Source organism: Pseudoalteromonas sp. UBA6610 (genome assembly GCF_002433295.1).
Lineage (GTDB): Bacteria > Pseudomonadota > Gammaproteobacteria > Enterobacterales > Alteromonadaceae > Pseudoalteromonas > Pseudoalteromonas atlantica.
Genome location: NZ_DJHW01000015.1, coordinates 1 through 17,780, shown reverse-complemented (window position 1 = coordinate 17,780; position 17,780 = coordinate 1). Strand labels below are relative to the sequence as shown.

The 17,780-nt window shown below is 38.4% G+C and carries 21 protein-coding genes; 16 read left to right on the top strand and 5 right to left on the bottom strand.

What is annotated here, in order from left to right; genetic code table 11:
* A partial coding sequence (locus tag B4F91_RS01660) for an exonuclease domain-containing protein (protein WP_288635343.1) occupies positions 1 to 377 on the bottom strand: 377 nt, incomplete at its 3' end.
* 574 nt (positions 378 to 951) lie between these two features.
* Between B4F91_RS01660 and B4F91_RS01655 the strand changes: the two genes are divergently transcribed.
* The 15 genes from B4F91_RS01655 (at position 952) to B4F91_RS01585 (ending at position 15,302) form a co-directional block, all read left to right on the top strand.
* Positions 952 to 1,359, top strand: a complete 408-nt coding sequence (locus B4F91_RS01655) for a hypothetical protein (protein WP_054983142.1) — start codon at positions 952 to 954, stop codon at positions 1,357 to 1,359.
* A 152-nt stretch (positions 1,360 to 1,511) separates the two neighbouring features.
* Positions 1,512 to 2,768 (top strand): cation:proton antiporter, encoded by a 1,257-nt coding sequence (locus B4F91_RS01650; RefSeq protein WP_273586813.1) that lies wholly within the window; start codon positions 1,512 to 1,514, stop codon positions 2,766 to 2,768.
* 270 nt (positions 2,769 to 3,038) lie between these two features.
* A complete protein-coding gene (locus B4F91_RS01645; protein ID WP_096739465.1) occupies positions 3,039 to 3,446 on the top strand; it encodes a hypothetical protein in 408 nt (135 codons plus the stop codon).
* Positions 3,447 to 3,713: 267 nt separating this feature from the next.
* Positions 3,714 to 4,052, top strand: a complete 339-nt coding sequence (locus B4F91_RS01640; protein ID WP_039972209.1) for a hypothetical protein — start codon at positions 3,714 to 3,716, stop codon at positions 4,050 to 4,052.
* On the top strand, positions 4,045 to 5,388 hold the full coding sequence (locus B4F91_RS01635; protein ID WP_004587205.1) for an SPFH domain-containing protein: 1,344 nt from the start codon (positions 4,045 to 4,047) through the stop codon (positions 5,386 to 5,388). Before B4F91_RS01640 ends, B4F91_RS01635 begins: the two co-directional genes overlap by 8 nt.
* Positions 5,389 to 5,613: 225 nt before the next feature.
* Positions 5,614 to 5,883: a YrhK family protein gene (locus B4F91_RS01630; protein ID WP_004587206.1), complete on the top strand. Its 270-nt coding sequence runs from the start codon at positions 5,614 to 5,616 to the stop codon at positions 5,881 to 5,883.
* Positions 5,884 to 5,938: 55 nt separating this feature from the next.
* Entirely contained in the window at positions 5,939 to 6,454 is a 516-nt protein-coding gene (locus B4F91_RS01625; RefSeq protein WP_414704596.1) for a M23 family metallopeptidase, read from the top strand.
* A gap of 239 nt (positions 6,455 to 6,693) precedes the next feature.
* Positions 6,694 to 7,104, top strand: coding sequence for a hypothetical protein (locus B4F91_RS01620; RefSeq protein WP_286937277.1), 411 nt, complete (start codon positions 6,694 to 6,696; stop codon positions 7,102 to 7,104).
* Between the two features lie 527 nt (positions 7,105 to 7,631).
* On the top strand, positions 7,632 to 10,796 hold the full coding sequence (locus tag B4F91_RS01615; protein WP_248461647.1) for a pilus assembly protein: 3,165 nt from the start codon (positions 7,632 to 7,634) through the stop codon (positions 10,794 to 10,796).
* A 516-nt stretch (positions 10,797 to 11,312) separates the two neighbouring features.
* Positions 11,313 to 11,969 (top strand): hypothetical protein, encoded by a 657-nt coding sequence (locus B4F91_RS01610; protein ID WP_248461646.1) that lies wholly within the window; start codon positions 11,313 to 11,315, stop codon positions 11,967 to 11,969.
* A complete protein-coding gene (locus B4F91_RS01605; RefSeq protein WP_024033419.1) occupies positions 11,966 to 12,652 on the top strand; it encodes a Crp/Fnr family transcriptional regulator in 687 nt (228 codons plus the stop codon). The genes B4F91_RS01610 and B4F91_RS01605 overlap by 4 nt, the downstream gene beginning before the upstream one ends.
* Before the next feature lie 73 nt (positions 12,653 to 12,725).
* Positions 12,726 to 13,229, top strand: a complete 504-nt coding sequence (locus B4F91_RS01600) for a DUF962 domain-containing protein (RefSeq protein WP_064384970.1) — start codon at positions 12,726 to 12,728, stop codon at positions 13,227 to 13,229.
* 145 nt (positions 13,230 to 13,374) lie between these two features.
* Positions 13,375 to 14,166 carry an SDR family oxidoreductase gene (locus B4F91_RS01595; RefSeq protein WP_286937280.1) on the top strand — a complete coding sequence of 264 codons (792 nt, stop codon included), beginning with the start codon at positions 13,375 to 13,377 and terminating at the stop codon, positions 14,164 to 14,166.
* Between the two features lie 61 nt (positions 14,167 to 14,227).
* Positions 14,228 to 14,818 (top strand): DUF2238 domain-containing protein, encoded by a 591-nt coding sequence (locus B4F91_RS01590; RefSeq protein WP_286745372.1) that lies wholly within the window; start codon positions 14,228 to 14,230, stop codon positions 14,816 to 14,818.
* A gap of 31 nt (positions 14,819 to 14,849) precedes the next feature.
* Complete coding sequence (locus B4F91_RS01585; RefSeq protein ID WP_286937281.1) at positions 14,850 to 15,302, top strand: GNAT family N-acetyltransferase; 453 nt, start codon at positions 14,850 to 14,852, stop codon at positions 15,300 to 15,302.
* A gap of 29 nt (positions 15,303 to 15,331) precedes the next feature.
* Here the strand turns inward: B4F91_RS01585 and B4F91_RS01580 are convergent, their stop codons facing one another.
* The 4 genes from B4F91_RS01580 to B4F91_RS01565 all read right to left on the bottom strand — a co-directional run bounded on the left by B4F91_RS01580 (position 15,332) and on the right by B4F91_RS01565 (position 17,304).
* Positions 15,332 to 15,775, bottom strand: a complete 444-nt coding sequence (locus B4F91_RS01580; RefSeq protein WP_286937282.1) for a hypothetical protein — start codon at positions 15,773 to 15,775, stop codon at positions 15,332 to 15,334.
* A 26-nt stretch (positions 15,776 to 15,801) separates the two neighbouring features.
* Positions 15,802 to 16,332, bottom strand: a complete 531-nt coding sequence (locus B4F91_RS01575) for a hypothetical protein (RefSeq protein ID WP_286937284.1) — start codon at positions 16,330 to 16,332, stop codon at positions 15,802 to 15,804.
* Between the two features lie 104 nt (positions 16,333 to 16,436).
* A complete protein-coding gene (locus B4F91_RS01570) occupies positions 16,437 to 16,847 on the bottom strand; it encodes a hypothetical protein (RefSeq protein ID WP_286937286.1) in 411 nt (136 codons plus the stop codon).
* Between the two features lie 118 nt (positions 16,848 to 16,965).
* Positions 16,966 to 17,304 carry a hypothetical protein gene (locus B4F91_RS01565; RefSeq protein WP_288635342.1) on the bottom strand — a complete coding sequence of 113 codons (339 nt, stop codon included), beginning with the start codon at positions 17,302 to 17,304 and terminating at the stop codon, positions 16,966 to 16,968.
* Positions 17,305 to 17,406: 102 nt separating this feature from the next.
* Between B4F91_RS01565 and B4F91_RS01560 the strand changes: the two genes are divergently transcribed.
* Positions 17,407 to 17,780, top strand: a 374-nt coding sequence (locus B4F91_RS01560; RefSeq protein WP_288635341.1) for an IS110 family transposase, incomplete at its 3' end; no start/stop codon positions are given.

Sequence of the window (17,780 nt, the reverse complement as noted above, 5' to 3'; positions counted from 1 at the left end):
CGCTCGTACGGGTCGTAAAAGTTACGGTAAAAGCTATAACGGCTTACTTCGTCATCAAAGCGAATACTGTTATAACCAGCCACACAGGTGTTTGGCGCACTAAATTCAGCATGAATTTTGGCTATAAACTCAGCCTCAACCAAACCTTTTTGCATCGCCACTTGTGGCGTAATACCGGTAATTAAACACGCCTCAGGGTGAGGCAAGTAATCCGCCTGCGGCTTACAATATTCAATAAGCGGCTCGCCAATTATATTTAAATCAAGATCGGTACGAATTCCCGCAAACTGGCTCGGCTTATCTTTTTGAGGGCTCGCCCCCCAGGTCTCATAATCGTGCCAATAGATTGTTGCTTGATTTTGCTCTTGATATGCCATGCTGAAAACCCTGAGTAGTTAACTTAAAAACGCCTAAATATGCGCCAAGTTACTAAAGTAATGAATTATTTAGATTATGGCATATGGGCGAGGGAGTTTATAGGTTTGGGTGATAAATGATGTTATGGAACTTTGTAGTAATACCTCAAGTTTGAGTTTTGTTCCAATCCACAATCACGAATTAAAAGTAAGGGGGCGCGCCGTTATAGCCCATGGCTTGCTAACCTTTTTGCAAATAGTTATTACCGGTCCAAAGTAAATCAAACGCAAATTTGCTAAGCACTTGGTGCTTTAACAGCTGGTTTGGTGGATAAATGATGCTGCAGACATAGGCTTTAAGTTTAAGCTGTTATGGAAAAGTTAAGCTACTTGAACGGACTAAGTAAAGAGCGGGTTCGGTTACTGATTGTATAAATACTAATTGCCCTAAATTAGTAATTTGGCATTAGACTAAAGTCTATAAGTTAATTTTCTTCACTTATTGGTTTTGTTTTAATCGTTTGTCGGTTTTGTGTTAATTCTCTAAAGTTGAATTGTCGGCAACAAGCACGACTTACTCAACAGGAACATAATCATGAAAAGCTCACTTATCAAAACCATCGCTCTTGGCTCTTTATTAACTTGCTCAGCTGCTGTAATGGCTGATACAAGTGACTACAAATTAATGGTTATCGAACAAGCGACTGCACCGCAGCCAATTGAGCAGTCGTTTAATAGTTGCGCACTTAATGTTAAGTCAAAAAACTATGCAGAGGCTGAAGCAATTTGTACAAAAGCAATTGCACTTTTAAAAGATGCAGACGGCCCTAAATTTAAAGTACGCGAACTTACGTCATTCGCGTTAAGTAACCGAGGTGTTGCGCGCTTAAAATCAAATAATGACACAGCAGCCATTGCTGATTTGTACGAGGCAGCGCAAATGTCTAACAGTACAATGGTATCGCATAATTTAACACTTGCTAAAGAAGAGCTTGCGCTATAAAAAAGCACTAAACATGCTTTAATTAAGCCAGTGTATAAAAAGCCCATGTTAGGTTTATTCTTAACATGGGCTTTTTGCGTTGCACGGTTAAAAAGTGCAAATCATAAAAGTGGAAACCACTTATTAGGCTTTAAATTTAAGAGAGCTAGATTATGGATGTCACCAGTACGTTGAGTATATTTGAAATTAGCGCGATTTTTTTATCTATAACCGCATTACTTGCTTATATAAATCATCGGTTTATTGGCCTGCCAACCACCATTGGGGTGATGGTTATTTCGCTTTTAGTGTCTATTGCGGCTATATTTTTGGGCTTTTTAGGGTTTGATGAACTTATTGATTACGAAGTAAGCCTACTTGATCAACTCAATTTTACTCATGTATTGCTCGATGGCATGCTCTCAATGCTGCTTTTTGCTGGGGCGCTGCACGTTAATGTAAGTGACTTAAGACGTTATAAATTACCCATAGGTATTTTAGCGTGTGTGGGTACGCTAATTTCAACAGTTATTATTGCTACAGCGTTATATGTAGTAGTGCCTTTATTGGGATTTAATTTATCGTTTATATGGTGTTTATTATTTGGTGCGTTGATTTCGCCAACCGATCCGATAGCGGTGATGGGTATTTTACGCTCTGCTGGTGCGCCTAAAAGTATTGAAACCGTAATAGCGGGGGAGTCGCTATTTAATGATGGTATAGGCGTGGTGGTATTTGCGCTTTTATTAGGAATTTTAACCAGTGGTGATATGCCAACTACATACTCAGTGGCTCATACACTCGCTGTTGAAGCGGGGGGCGGTATAATATTTGGTTTAATATTAGGCGCTGCTTTAAATTATTTATTAAAAGCAATAGATAGCTACCAAGAAGAAGTATTACTTACGCTAGCGGGTGTTATAGGCGGTTATGCATTGGCGAGTCACTGGCACTTATCGGGGCCACTTGCGATGGTTATGGTGGGATTAATGGTGGGTAATCATGGCCGTAATTTAGCCATGAGTGATAAAACACGCCACTATGTTGATTTGTTTTGGGAGCTAATTGATGAAATTTTAAATGCCATTTTATTTGTGCTAATTGGCCTTGAAGTGGTAATGATTGTGTACTCAGCTAATTTGCTGGTGGCGGGCGTTTTAACCATTTTAATTGCGCTATGCGCACGTCTTATTGTGGTTGGCCTAACAACAACTATTTTTAATAAACAGCTCGAGCTGCCCAGCGGTGCATGGAAAGTGTTAACCTGGGGAGGGTTACGTGGCGGTATTTCGGTGGCACTGGTGTTGCAGCTACCTGATGGATCGCAGCGTAATATATTATTGGCTTTAACTTATGCGGTGGTGGTTTTTTCAATTTTAGTGCAAGGCTTGAGCGTAGGAAAAGTCGCCAAAAGCATAAAAACAAAATAAATTATAAAGGCTAATTTTTGTACATCTCATAGGCTTGTTTGCGTAGCTACTGCATAGCACTCGTTTTAAAACCTTTTTCAAAACAAGCAGTAATTGCGCTGGTTTACACGCTGTTAAACATTTAAATTTGTACGTATATTAGACTAAAGTCTATAGGTTAATTTTCTTCACTTATTGAGTTTGTTTTTCTCGTTTGTCGGCGCTGAGCTATTACTCTAAAGTTCAGTTGTCGGCAACAAGCGCGACTAACTTAATTAGGAAAGACAAACCATGAAACGTACACTTTTAAAAACCATCGCTCTTGGCTCATTACTAACTTGCTCAGCAGCTGTAATGGCTGATTCAAGTGACTACAAACTAATGGTTATCAAAACCGCTACTGCGCCATTGCCACTTGAAGAGTCATTCAATAGCTGCGCACTTAACGTTAAATCTAAAAATTACGCTCAAGCTGAAGAAATTTGTACTAAAGCCATTGCACTATTACAAGATGCACAAGGCCCTAAATTTAAAGTACGCCAGCTTACATCGTACGCTTTAAGCAACCGTGGCGTTGCACGTTTAAAAGCGCATAACGATACAGCAGCATTAGCTGATTTATACGAAGCAGTACAAATCTCTGAAAACACTTTAGTGTCTCATAACTTAACTCGCGCTAAAGAAGAGCTTGCCTTATAAAGCAATTTATTTAGCGAGAGTCACAAAAAAGCCCCTACCGATTTATATTAGGTAGGGGCTTTTTTGTGCGTGTAATAAAATTTTTTTATAAAACTCACATGTAAATTTAAAAGCGAGAAAGCCCGTTTTAGAAAGCTTTATTTTTGGAATTATTACTTTTACCTGTTTTTTATACGAGGTTTCTGTAAAATTAATGAGTTAACATTTGTTATTGATTTATAACACCTGTTATTGACGTAATCATTCAACTAAATATAAGCAGGTTATATGATTTTCTATATTGTTGGGTTGAGTACATTGGTTATTATTTTGTGTTTAGCTATTTATGTTATTTATAGCAATATACGCAAAAACCGAGTAAGAAAAACTAAGGAATACAATGTGCTGTTTGATAAAGACACCATTGTAGATGAGCTTATTACTCAACTTACGGATAAAAACCAAGCCCAAGCAGATAAACATAAAAAAATAAAAGGCAAAGAAGAGATCCTTGCAACATTTATAGAATTGCATCGCTCAGGTAGTTTTTGTGCGCATTTAAGCGAGCAAGAAATTATTTACTTTGTTAAGAAAAAACTAAACATGGAGAGTAATGAAAATGGATAGCGATAAAAAAGCGGTTCCAGAAGAAAAGTCACAATCATTTATAGGTCGTTTTGGCCGCCGAAATGTCATTTTAGTAACATCAATAGTGGTTGTGTTGGCTGTTATAGCAACGCTTACTTCACAAGTTATTTCTTGGAACGAAGCTGACGAGCGTTTAGTTCATCAATCGGCGTTTACCGGAAAGTTAACGGTTATTAACCAAGCTGGCCCATACTTAAAAGCATTTGGCACTACATCTGCTTATAAAAAGGTTATATCGATTAACTTTACGGGTGACGAAAACGCGACTGCGAGTGCAATTGTACCTCTTATTCCAATACGCTTTTTGGATACAACAACCGGTGGTGCACGTGGTGTATCGCGCTTTAGGTTGCCAGGCAATGTACCAGCCACTGAAAAAGGTGAATTACGTGGATTACTAAAAATACACGAAGAGTTTGGTTCGCAAGATACGCTTATATCTAATTTACTTATGCGTGCTACTACAGAAAACGTTAAAGCGTCGGCGCGTATGATGTCGGTTGAGCAGCATTATTCTGGTGGAAACGGGCAACTTAGCCAAGACTTCTCTGATCAACTTACTAATGGTATTTTTGTTACTGAGCAAATAATCAGTAGCGGTGAGCGGGATAAAAGCGATGAACTAGGTAGCTTAAGTAAACAGCAGCGTGTAACGGTAAATATTAAATCTGATAAAGAGGGTAAACCGCTGCGTAATGCGCCGATTTTAGGTGCGTATGGTATTACTGTTGTAGATGCAAGTATTATTGATATTGACTACGAAAGTAAAGTAAACGCGCGCTTAGAAGCGCAAAAGCAAGCGGCTGCAGATGAAGCCTTGGCACGTCAAAATCTTAAAAAAGCAGAGCAACAAGCGCGTACAGAAGTTGCCTTAGGCGAACAAGCAATAGCAAAGCAGCGGGCAGAGTCTGAAAAGCTTAAAATTAAAGAGCAAATCGATGCCGAGCGTATTAAAGCGAATGCTATTATTTCTGCGCAGCAACGTGTAGCTGTAAAAGCTGAGTTGGCTAAAGAGCAAGAAGAGATATTAAAGCAACAGCGTTTAGAAGCACTAGGCATGGATGTGTTAGCTGAGGCACGCTTACGTGCTAAATCAGCAGCGCTTGATCCTAAATATGTGTTTGATGAAACATTAAAAGCTGAGGTGAAAATTCAAACTGCTTTATTCAATAGTTTAGGAAAAAGCCGTTTAGTGCCTGAAATTGTAATAGGTGCAGGGCAGGGCGAACAAAGCAATGGTTCTGAATTTATGCGGTTATTAGCGGCAGATGCGGCTTTAAGTCTTAAAAAACGTTTAGAAAAAGACCAAAAATAAACAATTAAATATACAAGCAATAGTGAGTTTTTAGTTAAAAAGACTCTACACCAATAAAAACGCTGGCTGATATATCAGCCAGCGTTTTTTATTGTGTGTTTTTTGCTATTGTATTATGCAGATAAGCCTATACCAATGCGCAATAATACTTAATTAAGCGAATTGGTATTAGATGCTAGTGAAAGCAGTTTTTTAATTACACAGTAAAAAGAGTGAGTTGTATTGATGGGCTCCAGCAAAAATCAGCTTAATTTAGACTTAGGACAAGAGCATATTACTATCCAACGCCGTTATGAAGCATTAGGCGCAGTTAACGATTTTTTAATTGCGGTGTGGTTTTTAATTGGTAGCTTTTTCTTTTTAAATGAGTCATTAGTTGAAAGCGGTACCTGGCTTTTTATAGCTGGCAGTGCGCAATTAATAATAAAACCTGTATTAAAATTAATGAGTTTAGTTCACGTAAAAAAAGTGTTTCGTTCTAACAATACTCACTAGGCGTTCAGGTATTGTAATTAATAATTTAATGACGACTTACAGCAAAGGTAATGCATTGAAACTACTAAAGTGGACTTTGGGCGCAGCTATAATTTTATTAATAATGGGTTTACTCATTCCTGAGAAGCTAGTAATTCCTGTGCAAGGCGCTACAAGTAAAGATTGGAACCACAATACGTTTTGGTATGAGCCGTGGGGGCGCTCGGGTGTACATAAAGGAATTGATATTTTTGGCGCTAAAAACACGCCTGTGGTTGCTGCAACAAGCGGTATTGTTATTTTTTCAGGTGAACTAAACCGAGGTGGCAAAGTGGTTGCGGTATTAGGTGCAAAATGGCGAGTGCATTATTTTGCACATTTAAATGACTACAATGTAAGTGCAGGGGATGTAGTTAGCATAAACAGCCAAATTGGCTTACTGGGTGATACCGGTAATGCTGCAGGAAAGCAACCTCATGTGCATTATTCTATATTATCGCTTATGCCTATGCCGTGGCTTTTTACAACACAAAGACAAGGGTGGAAAAAGATGTTTTTTTTAAACCCACATAAAAAGTTAACTACTAACTAACTCAGTTTTATGTATGGATGGGCCTTTACTGATTAGCTGCCAACGTTGTTAACTCACTTGTTTTTGCTGTATTTTTTTGAGAGTGAAAGAAACGCTATTTAAAGCAGATGTTAGACTAAAGTCTATAGGTTAGATTTTCTCACTTATTAGGTTTGTTTTTATCGTTTGTCGGGGGGAGAGGATTTATCTAAAGTTAAGTTGTCGGCAACAAGTACGACTAACCAAACAGGAAGATAATCATGAAACGTACACTTTTAAAAACCATCGCTCTTGGCTCATTATTAACTTGCTCAGCTGCTGCAATGGCTGATCAAAGTGACTACAAATTATTGGTTATTGAAGATTCTGTAACAGCCGCACCAGAGTTTGAACAGCCATTTAATAGCTGTGCACTTAATGTAGAATCTAAAAACTACACAGAAGCTGAAGCCATTTGTACACAAGCAATTGCCTTATTAAAAGAAAGCCGTGGCCCACGTTTAAAAGTACGCGAACTTACATCGTTTGCATTAAGTAACCGTGGCGTAGCCCGCATGATGGCTAAAAAAGACACCGCAGGCCTTTCAGATTTATACGAAGCGTATCAAATCTCTAAAAACTCACTGGTATCTCATAATTTAACGCGTGCTAAAGAAGAGCTTTCTTTATAAGCGAAAATTATTAAAGCCCCAGTTTGGTAGCTACTTAACTGGGGTTTTTTGTATTATAAGTGAAAATATTGGCTATGCTTTTAAATTGTTTATTTGGCAGTAATCTTCACTTTATATGTTAATTAGTTGCGTTCCTTTACCTACCCGTTCTTACGGCCTCATTGTAACCCATTGAATAATAATACTTTAACTCACTCATTAATATTGTTAATTCCACATCATTTTTTTAAAAATATCCAATCGCAATTTTGAACTGTCGATTATATCTAAAAACGGGATTATGCCATTTATAAGCTCTTGTAAAATAAACCTTATTATCATTATAAAGCTTTATGTTTAGGCCTTTTTTATTTAAAGTTGTAAGGATATTTCTGATTCAGTTAGTATTAATGTTTATTTAATCTACTCTTGATTAATTTGAGCAGGTTGTTTTTGCGCGTTAGTTACTATTTCTAATTAAAAAAATTATATAAGTAACAGCGCTTTTAGGGAGCTACGCAATTTTTGCGTAGGTAAAAGGATTTAAAATGAAATTCAAATTCAATAGCGTAGTTGCGACTTTTATTGTTGCAACTATTAGCCTTTCTGTTACCGCCGAAGATATAGAGCTTTACGTAAACCACAATGTAGAAACCGATGAAAAGCCTCGAGTTTTAATTGTATTTGATACATCTGGGAGTATGGGAAGTAAACTTCCTAATAATGGGCCAAGAAAAATTGATGCTGCTAAAGATGCAATGACCGACTTGGTTAATAATAATGAGTCTATTGATTTTGGGCTTATGCGCTTTCAAAATAACTACGGCGGTTATGTTATGGCTGAAATTGGCTCTTCAAGAGCTACGGTTAAAAATCAGATAAAGAGCCTACCTGCTAGTGGCAGTACACCAGTTACTGAAACATTATGGGAAGCTTATTTATACTTAACTGGGCAACAAGTTTTATATGGGTATGAAGAATATTCAGGAGATGAAGATTTTTTAAGTAAGACTGTTACTTATGTAAAAAATTATCATAACAAAAATAAAAAAGTAACTACTCTTACATATATTTCGCCATTCGAAACTGATTTAGATAGCGATGAGCGCTGTGATAATTCTATTAACCTTATTTTAATGACGGATGGCGATCCGCAAAGTGACACTGAAAGTAATAATGAAATATACCATCTTTATAAATCTAAGTTTGGTTCATACCCAGGTACAACAAGTGGGAGTTATTTGGCTGCACTAGCACAAATAATTCATGGAACAAGTGACGTAGAAATTGATTTGTACGATAGCACACCTGAAATTGCCGATACTGGACGAGTATTTACCATAGGTTTTGGCAGTGGAATGAGTCTTAACGGTAAGAATCTACTAGAACAAACAGCTCAAGTAGGTGGTGGAGAATATTTACATGCAAATACTTCTGCGGAGCTTTCAGAGAAATTAAATAGCACCATTTCTAAAATAAGAGAAGTAAACGATACTTTTTCCTCCCCAACTGTTGCCAGTAATAACGTTGATCAAACTCGTAGCCGTGAAGCTATTTACTTTACAATGTTTTACCCAGAAAGCGGTGCACGCTGGAAAGGGAACTTAAAAAAATTAGCTATGTCTGGTTCTTCCATCGTTGATTCTGATGGCAATCAAGCTATAGGTGCTGACGGTTTAATTAAAGAAGAGGCTCGCACGTTTTGGCTACCTTCAGATAAATCGGCGGACGGTAATTTAGTAGCACAAGGTGGAGTGAACTCTTTTCTTTCTACTTTAGATGGACAAGGTCGTAAACTATATATAGATTCAGGCGGTAAAATTGTTGATTTTACCTTCGATAAAGTAAAAGAAACTTTAAATATAGTGTCAGATACTATGGGTGGTTTGATCCCTGGTTCAGATGTGTCGATTTCGCTTAAAGATATTAATTGGGCAAGAGGCATAGACGTTGACGATGAGGATTCAGATGGCTCATATGTTGATCAGCGTTCTGATATTTTTGGAGACCCACTTCATTCTAAGCCGGTATCTATTGATTATGGTGATGGCAACATACGTATTTTAGTGGGCACTAATGCTGGCTTTTTGCACATGTTTAACGATAAAGGTGACAGCATTGAAGAGGAGTGGGCATTTATGCCTGCTGAGCTGTTACAAAACATACCTGCGCTTCGTACAAATCAAGCCAATACTAAAGTGTATGGTATGGATGGGCCTATTAGTGTGTTTTTTAACAATAAAAGTTTAAACAGTGACGGCTTAAATGACGGAGTAGTAGATGCCACTAAAGGTGATGAAGTATGGGCATTTGCTGGTATGCGCCGTGGGGGTAAAAACTATTACGCAATTGATATTAGCTCACCAGATAAGCCAAAACAGTTATGGAGTAAGCCTATTGTAGGCGGCTCGGATGGGTTTGAATACCTAGCTCAAACCTGGTCAAAACCACAAATAGCCTATATTAAAGCGTTTGGAGATGAGCCTTTACTGGTATTTGGTGGCGGATACGATACAAACAAAGACAACGCGATTCGTAGCGAGGATGAATCAGGCACGGGAATTTACATTGTTAAGGCTAAAACTGGCGAAAGAGTATGGGCGTTAACGCCTGATGATAATAATTTCCAAGGTAAGCACAGTATAGCTGCTGATATAGCAACGCTTGACTCAGATTATGATGGTTACATTGACCGTTTATATGCCACCGATACGGGGGGTAATATTTGGCGTGTGGATATGCCAGGCTCTGACAAAAATAGTTTTTCTCATTACAAATTAGCAGAGCTTGGCAGTTCATTAGCAACGCAAGACCGACGCTTTTTTTACAAGCCACTAGTGGCACGTACTATGTTTAGTAAAGTGAGCAAAACGAGCTATGGCGGTGAAGAAATAACCACACGATTAGATACGCCTTACGATGCCATCGTGATAGGCAGTGGTAATCGCTCAAATCCGCTTGCAACCAATGAGCAAGATCATCTTTACATGATTCGCGATGAACAAACCGTAACTAAAACCTTCGATTCACAAAATACGCCAGAGCCCATAGTGCCAAGTGATTTAATGCTTATGAATGACGACCCATTTGGCAATGCACTAGATAATGTAGATGAGTTTGTAGAACTTGAAGCTGATTTAGCAGGCTTTAAAGGGTGGCGATATGAGCTAAGTAATGGTGAAAAATCATTGGCTGCAGCCACCGTGGTAGGAGGCGTAGCTTATTATACATCGTTTACACCTGCACTAGAGTCTGATAAAAATCAGTGCTCTTTAACAGGGGGCGGTGGTGCAATGTATGCTTTTCATTTGCACTATGGCACAAAAGTGTACGACCAACTTAAATTTACTACCAGCTACGATGTACCCGACACCGCTCAGTTGTATTTTGGTGAAGGCGACTCATGTATAGATGCTAATAATAATGGGTTATGTGATGTGCCAACACCTGATGATGGTACCCCTGGTGATGGCTACGAGTACGAAGAAACAATACCTGTGAGCCAAGTAAGCCAGTTTTATTTAATCGGCCCGAGCCTTACTGGGGAAGGCGCAGTAAACCCTATCAAACCGCCTGAAATTAACGGACCAGGGCTAACTGTTGTTGATGGTAAAGTTAAACTTGTAAATGACAGCGACACATTAGGCTTTGGCTTTAAAACGCAGCAAACCTACATATATAAGCGTGAAGAAAACGATTCTTCATCTGATTAGGTTAGCCTTAGCTCAAGAGTCGCAGCGTTTATTATTTACCGCGCATGCCTTTAAAAGGCATGCGCTAACTTTTCTAGCTAATACTAAAGAGCCCAAAGCAAACCTTGCTACGTTAAAGTGTTCTGCTTAAGAAAGCTCAACAATGTAATTTTTGCCTAAAATTTAACGCGCCTCCTACCTAAAATAGATTACCTAACCAAGCGAATTTGTATTAATAAAAGCCCACATTGCTTTTCGCTAGCCAACATTTATCCGCAATTATTGTGTTTAAGTATTATAAAAAAGGGTTTATTGTCCCTATATTGAAAATAGACATACGGGTAATAATTGGTATATGAATTGTTCGTAAATAAACCAATTAATGTGTAAATAAATATTAAATAAGTCACTAAATAGTAAAGCAATATTTGCATAACATGGTTAAAAAAAAGAATTATAAAACTTACCATTTTAAATGGTTGCTAGTGCTTAATTTTGCCGCTATTTTAAGGTTAAGTTGTATTAGATGGAATTAGTATGAGTTTCAAATTGATCTCTTTTTGCTATTGTATTCCCGTACTCTTTTTAAATGGTTGCGATGAGGAAGTGAGTTTATTTAGTAGCAGTAAAACGCCATTAGTGGCTAAAAACGAAAACGCTAATTTACCGGCTACTGCTATTAAGCAAAAGCACCTTGTTGTAGAAGGCCTAATTGAGGGAATTGTACCAAGTCACTGTAAACGTGGTGAAACAGCATATATAAATGCAAAAATGCAAAAGGTTATACGCAACCCAACCGCAAAAGTGACTTATACACTAAAACCCACTGATAATATTTTGTCTGTGTGTGTGGCCAATGATAACTCAGCTATTACTTATCGTTATGGCACTGAGCAAAAAGTTGGCCTTGAGTATACGGCCACTGCGGCGCAGCCATTTGGTAGCTACTATCGTCAAATAGGGAAAGTAGGCGAAAGTATTTTGTTTTTTAACAAAGGCAATTACTATTACTACATTATTAATGCTGGTGGTATGGGCAGTGGTGTTTCAGTGAACGTATATAAAAATAAAACGCTTATTGCGGAGTTTTTCTCTGGTAATGAGGCGTATAACGACTTTGTTATTGCCAGTAATTTAGACTTGCCGAAGTCGTTGGCAATAGAGCTTCAACCACATATAAACACAATGCAATGAATGGATTAAGTAAAGCACATTGTAACATTATTGAACAAGGGCAGTGGTTTTCTAAGCGTGATGCACACTTAAAACAGTTTTTACTAAGCCACGCAAAAACTTTAAGCCTTAGCGCGCACCAATCTCTTTTTTTACGAGGTGATAAACACGACGGTATTTATGCTGTATTAAGTGGTGTGGTGCGTATTAGTGGGGTAAGTAATAATGGTAAAGAAGCTGTTTTAAGCTTTGTTGACGCCTCGCTGTGGTTTGGCGAAGTCACTTTATTTGACCGCGGAATGCGCACTCACGATGTTTATGCGCAAACCGATGTAACACTGTGTTTTATTGGGCAACGCGCACTTGAGCAGCTGTTAAAACAATACCCGCATTATTGGCAAGACTTTGGGTTACTTCTTGCCCAAAAATTGCGAGTTATGTTTACTAGCATGGAAGATCACGCACTATTAAGTGCCGAGCAGCGCGTTGCAAAACGCTTACTTATATTGTGCGCGCATTTAGCGCATAGTAATGGCCATACGTTTACTTTGTCTCAACAACAACTGGCTGATATGACTTACCTTACACGGCAAACCGCCAATCAAATTCTAAAAAAATTAGCAAAGCAGCAACTCATTGAGGTCGGCTATAACAAAGTGACCATTTTAAACCAATCTGCTTTGGAGCTACTTTGTAATCAGTAAATGTCGGCTCCCCGACAGAGTGATATTTTAAAAGCCTGATATAGTGTAAAAAAACACAATAAAAGGCACACACATGAAAACTCTACAGCAACAGCTTGGCACATACGGTTTGTACCATCGCTCTAAACGCAATGTTTTAACTCATTTTTTTGGCATTCCGCTTATTGTATTTGCGGTGCTGTGCTTGTTAGCGCGTATTCAAATCCCCATTGGCAGCCTGCTTATTGATGGCGCGCAGCTTTTTGTTTTTGCAAGCGTGGTGTATTACTTAATGCTGAGCGTGTCGCTTGGCTTAATAATGGGTGTACTGTTTACCTTATTGCTTTTAGCAGCACAGCCAATCGCTGCTATGGCTTTTTGGCCTTGGTTAAGTATTGGTGTGGGCGTGTTTGTATTTGGCTGGGTGCTGCAGTTTATTGGCCATTACTATGAGGGTAAAAAGCCTGCGTTTGTAGATGATTTAATTGGCTTAATTATTGGCCCATTGTATGTAACCGTTGAGTTTTTATTTTTAATGGGTTTTTATAAATCGCTAGAGCATGAAGTTAACGCCATAGCAGGCCCCACCAAGGCATAATGCTAAGCGGCTTAAATATTTAGTTATTTTAGCGTGCTAAATAAAGCGTTAACCACGTTATAAATCATATATCTGTCGTTATAAACGTTTAAAACTTAACACGATTGCTATTAGCAGCGGATAAAATAATAAAGGCAAATAACCCATGCAATACAACAATAAAACCGTGTGGATCACCGGCGCATCATCAGGTATTGGCAAAGAGCTCGCAATACAATTTGCAGCACTGGGTGCCAAGGTTATTTTATCAGCCAGAAGCGTTGATAAACTTAACGAACTAAAACAAAGCTTACATGGCGATGGCCACATTATTGTGCCTCTTGATTTGTCAGCGCCTGAAGCTGTATTGGCTCAAGTTACTGATTTAATTAGTACATTACCTGCTATCGATATTTTAATTAATAACGGTGGGGTATCGCAGCGCAGCTTATTTTTAGAAAACGAATTTAATGTTTACCGCCAATTAATGGAAGTTAACTATTTTGGCCTCATTGCACTTACCAAAGCGGTAGCGCCTACTATGGTTGCTAGGCGCAGAGGCTCAATAGTCTCAATTAGTAGCGTTGCGGGTAAAGTAGGCTCTAAATTTAGAACGGGCTATTCAGGCTCTAAATATGCAGTAGTGGGTTTTATGGATTGCCTGCGTGCAGAGCTTGCAGAGCATAATATTCATTGCTTAACTATTTGCCCCGGCTCTATTAAAACCGCCATTGCACATAATTCGTTAAACGAGCAAGGCATAGCACAAAACAAGCCAGAGCACTCAATAGAAAATGGCATGGATGTAAGCCTAGCTGCTAAAAAAATGATCCTCGCAATTTATAATCAAAAAGACGAAGTGATTGTTGGCAAAGGCCTAAGTGGCTGGGCACCGACCATTAAACGGTTTTTTCCTCGCGTATTTAATCGATTAACCGCTAAAACAAACTATCGGTAGCATCGGACGATTTAGAGATATAAAATGCTGTAAATTCAATCAATTTAGACAAGGATTCTAAATGAAGTATTTATGGCTTGGCCTGTTTTTTATTGTATTAACTTGGTCCGGAATTAACCCAAAAGATCAGTTTACTTGGCTGCTTGAAGTTATCCCCGCAATAATTGGTTTAGTGCTTATGGCAAGCAGCTATAAGCATTTTAAACTCACCCCCATTTTATATGGCTTTATATTAGCGCATTGTATTGTGCTAATGGTTGGCGGGCATTACACCTACGCCGAAGTCCCTTGGTTTGATAACTTATTTGGCAGTGAGCGTAACAACTACGATAAAGTAGGGCACTTTTTTCAAGGGTTTGTGCCTGCATTATTAGCGCGTGAAATATTACTACGTAAAAACGTAGTAAATGGTAAAGGCTGGCTAAATGTGTTTGTTGTATCGATATGTTTAGCGTTTAGTGCTTTTTACGAACTAATAGAGTGGTGGGTTGCAGTGTTAAGCGGTGAAAACTCAGAAGCATTTTTAGGTACGCAAGGGTACGTATGGGATACTCAATCTGATATGGGAATTGCCTTATTTGGCGCTATTTGCTCGATATTGCTGCTTTCAAAAGTACATGATAAACAGTTAAAAAATGTTAAAGATTATTAATTCAAATTTTATGATTAAAAGACAATAAATTATGACTGTAAATACCCACAATTTCACGATAAGCACAGATAAAAGCAAGCTTAAGTTTAACGTTATTTATAACTTTATTGCTAATAGTTATTGGGCTAAAGGAATACCTAAAAGCGTGATGCAAAAAGCGATTGATAACTCAATGTGTTTTGGTGTTTACAGCGCTGATAACGAGCAAGTTGGTTTTGCCCGCGTAGTAACCGACAACGCCACTTTTGCCTATTTGGCTGATGTATTTGTTACCCCAGATTTGCGAGGTAATGGTCTGAGCAAGTTACTTATTAAAACGATAGTAGAGCACCCTGAGCTGCAAGGGCTCAGGCGCTTTTTATTAGCCACTTCTGATGCCCATGGCCTGTATGCGCAATACGGGTTTAAACCGATAGACAACCCAGCATTGCTAATGCAAATAAATCCTGCAAATGTGTATGAGGGAAATAATAGTGAGACCTAATAAATGGGGCGAAGAGTTTAAGAAGTTTTCTATGTGCCTAATTTACCAAGACTATATTGTTCTATACTACCAGTGGAAAAACAAATACCAACATAAAGCCAAACAGTACTCGCTACAATTTGCCAAGTATCTAAACCTGAGGACGTTACAAATGTAGGAACAGCAATTAATCCCCGCAATAAGCAGATCATTGCAATGGTAATTAAAGCTGATTTGAGCAGAGGAACTTTGCGAATTAAACCAACTGCTGAAAAAGCAAAAATAGTACAAGCAAACATTAAGCTTGCAACGATTATTGTGCCAATTGGAGCAAGTAAAGTTCCTTGAATCGAAGAGTCGATTATTTGTTGAGGTGCCCGAGCAAATGCAAACCAACTAGGACCGCCAAAAATACAGAGTAGGTGCCAGATCGCAGAAGCGGAAGCTATAACACCTGCACTAATTAATAATTTGGATTGGATATTAAGACTCAATGCTAACTCCTTTTTGCACTGGCTTGTTAGGTGCTTTTTGGTGTAAGAAGCACAAAATCATGCTTACTCTCCCAGCCAATAACATTTCTCTCCGCCATTCTCAGCAAATAGGAGGTTCTATGTGTGCCTTCTATAAGATGAATAGGCCTTCCATAAACTCGCCAACCATTAACCTTTAAATTAGAAGAATCTAGAATGATTGGAGGAAATGGTGGCGTCTTATTTTTAGACATTTCCTGATAGATAGGATATGGATAGTTCCTTTTCTCGAAATCATCGTATTGAAGGCCCCACATCTCAGACAAATCAGGGCCGGGAAAAAACCGAACCTTTTCTCTAACTTCGGAAACGCTTAGTTGAATTAACGAATATTCATAATCTTCGATTTCGAAATCTGGATAATGATTATTATGGTGCTCAAAGTGGTCATAGACTACTTGTCGGAAAAATTGCCGTTTAGCTTCATCATCAGGCAAACCTAAACGAAGAAAGTACTCATCCCATCTTTCCTGATTCCATTCGTGATAATTTTGTGCTTTATATTCGATCGGTAACACGACAACCCTTTACGAACGCTTAAAATAAGCGGCTAAAAATGCTTGGCTATACTTGTGAGCGCAGCGAACCCAGCCAAGCGTTTTTAATCCGATTGATTTTCTTGTTATGTGACATGACCGCACCAGAGTTCAAATATATCATTATCTTCTTCTATAGCTATGTGACAGGAAATATTTTCAGATTTCCATTTGTAGATAAATTGTCCAAATTCTTCATTCACGTTTAACGTCGTAGTATTTGATAACGCATCCTCGACCTGCTTATTTGTATAATTTAAGCCTTTTTTAGAGCATTGAAGAAGAAAGTCACCTGACATATTCACAGGATCACAACCATTAATCTGCTTAGGCAATGAATCTAGGGAATTTACAAGTTCTGATAGAGCTATTCCTGAAACGGTACTTTCAGTGATGAAAAAATTTGAAGGTTCAGTAATTGAACCAGATTGCTTTTCACAGGCTATAAGTGATAAGCAAATGGATATTGCAGTGGTTATCTTTAGAAGATTAATCATATGTATTGAAATCCTTTTTGGCACATAACGCCCGCCTAACACGCAATGTGTTGGCATGGCTTTTTGCGTTGTTTGCCAAAACCATGACAACTTTACATTGTCGGCGTTTAGGCGCTTGTTATATTTTGTCTTTCACAATTCTAACGTGGTATAGCGTTATTTGGTCATTTACTTCACGTAAGCTTGTATCTAAATCGGCGACCTTTTCTCGGACTGCTTGCATTCCATTGGAACTCGTTTGAAGTGTTTCCGCTAATTTATATTGATGTTCTATTAGCTTAAGGTAGTGCTCTTTCATTGCTAGTAAAGCATTCAATCTACCAATGTCGTTCGCACGCTTAGCTTGATTTGCTGACCACCTTGCATATAAAGCAGAAAGAGCTCCAACGATTAGAGCTATAATTGATACCACCAGAGAAGTTTCCATACGCCTAGCTTCCAATAAAAATATAGACATAATGACTCCCACACGGTGTTAGCCTCCGCTTTTCGTGGTTTAGCTTAATTCAAAGCCAGAGCCATAATTAGTTTGTCAATTAACTAAACAGCAGAGGCTAACATGAATAAACATAGCATACTTTTTATCGGTCTTGATACACATAAAGAATTCAATGAAGTCGCCTATATTGAAGAACATAGAGGTGCGCAACCTGTTCATCTTGGCCGAGTTTCGTCTTCCAAAGTGGCCGTTCAAAAGCTTGTTCGTCAGTTCGAATCGAAATACTCTGGCGCAACACTTCATTTTGTTTATGAAGCAGGCCCTTGTGGTTATTGGATTTACCGATTAATTACCAGCCTTGGCCATTGCTGTTATGTGGTTGCACCCTCTCTTATTCCTAAAAAACCTGGTGAGAAAATTAAAACCGATAAACGTGATGCCCTTAAGCTTGCTAAATTACTTAAGTCTGAAGATTTAACACCTATCTATGTTCC

Excerpts from the sequence above, each read along its gene's own strand:
- B4F91_RS01630 (WP_004587206.1), top strand. The coding sequence starts at position 5,614 with ATGGGCTCCAGCAAAAATCAGCTTAATTTAGACTTAGGACAAGAGCAT.
- B4F91_RS01570 (WP_286937286.1), bottom strand. The coding sequence starts at position 16,847 with ATGATTAATCTTCTAAAGATAACCACTGCAATATCCATTTGCTTATCA.
- B4F91_RS01640 (WP_039972209.1), top strand. The coding sequence starts at position 3,714 with ATGATTTTCTATATTGTTGGGTTGAGTACATTGGTTATTATTTTGTGT.
- B4F91_RS01655 (WP_054983142.1), top strand. The coding sequence starts at position 952 with ATGAAAAGCTCACTTATCAAAACCATCGCTCTTGGCTCTTTATTAACT.
- B4F91_RS01620 (WP_286937277.1), top strand. The coding sequence starts at position 6,694 with ATGAAACGTACACTTTTAAAAACCATCGCTCTTGGCTCATTATTAACT.
- B4F91_RS01600 (WP_064384970.1), top strand. The coding sequence starts at position 12,726 with ATGAAAACTCTACAGCAACAGCTTGGCACATACGGTTTGTACCATCGC.
- B4F91_RS01590 (WP_286745372.1), top strand. The coding sequence starts at position 14,228 with ATGAAGTATTTATGGCTTGGCCTGTTTTTTATTGTATTAACTTGGTCC.
- B4F91_RS01645 (WP_096739465.1), top strand. The coding sequence starts at position 3,039 with ATGAAACGTACACTTTTAAAAACCATCGCTCTTGGCTCATTACTAACT.
- B4F91_RS01595 (WP_286937280.1), top strand. The coding sequence starts at position 13,375 with ATGCAATACAACAATAAAACCGTGTGGATCACCGGCGCATCATCAGGT.
- B4F91_RS01605 (WP_024033419.1), top strand. The coding sequence starts at position 11,966 with ATGAATGGATTAAGTAAAGCACATTGTAACATTATTGAACAAGGGCAG.
- B4F91_RS01635 (WP_004587205.1), top strand. The coding sequence starts at position 4,045 with ATGGATAGCGATAAAAAAGCGGTTCCAGAAGAAAAGTCACAATCATTT.
- B4F91_RS01585 (WP_286937281.1), top strand. The coding sequence starts at position 14,850 with ATGACTGTAAATACCCACAATTTCACGATAAGCACAGATAAAAGCAAG.
- B4F91_RS01565 (WP_288635342.1), bottom strand. The coding sequence starts at position 17,304 with ATGTCTATATTTTTATTGGAAGCTAGGCGTATGGAAACTTCTCTGGTG.
- B4F91_RS01615 (WP_248461647.1), top strand. The coding sequence starts at position 7,632 with ATGAAATTCAAATTCAATAGCGTAGTTGCGACTTTTATTGTTGCAACT.
- B4F91_RS01650 (WP_273586813.1), top strand. The coding sequence starts at position 1,512 with ATGGATGTCACCAGTACGTTGAGTATATTTGAAATTAGCGCGATTTTT.
- B4F91_RS01610 (WP_248461646.1), top strand. The coding sequence starts at position 11,313 with ATGAGTTTCAAATTGATCTCTTTTTGCTATTGTATTCCCGTACTCTTT.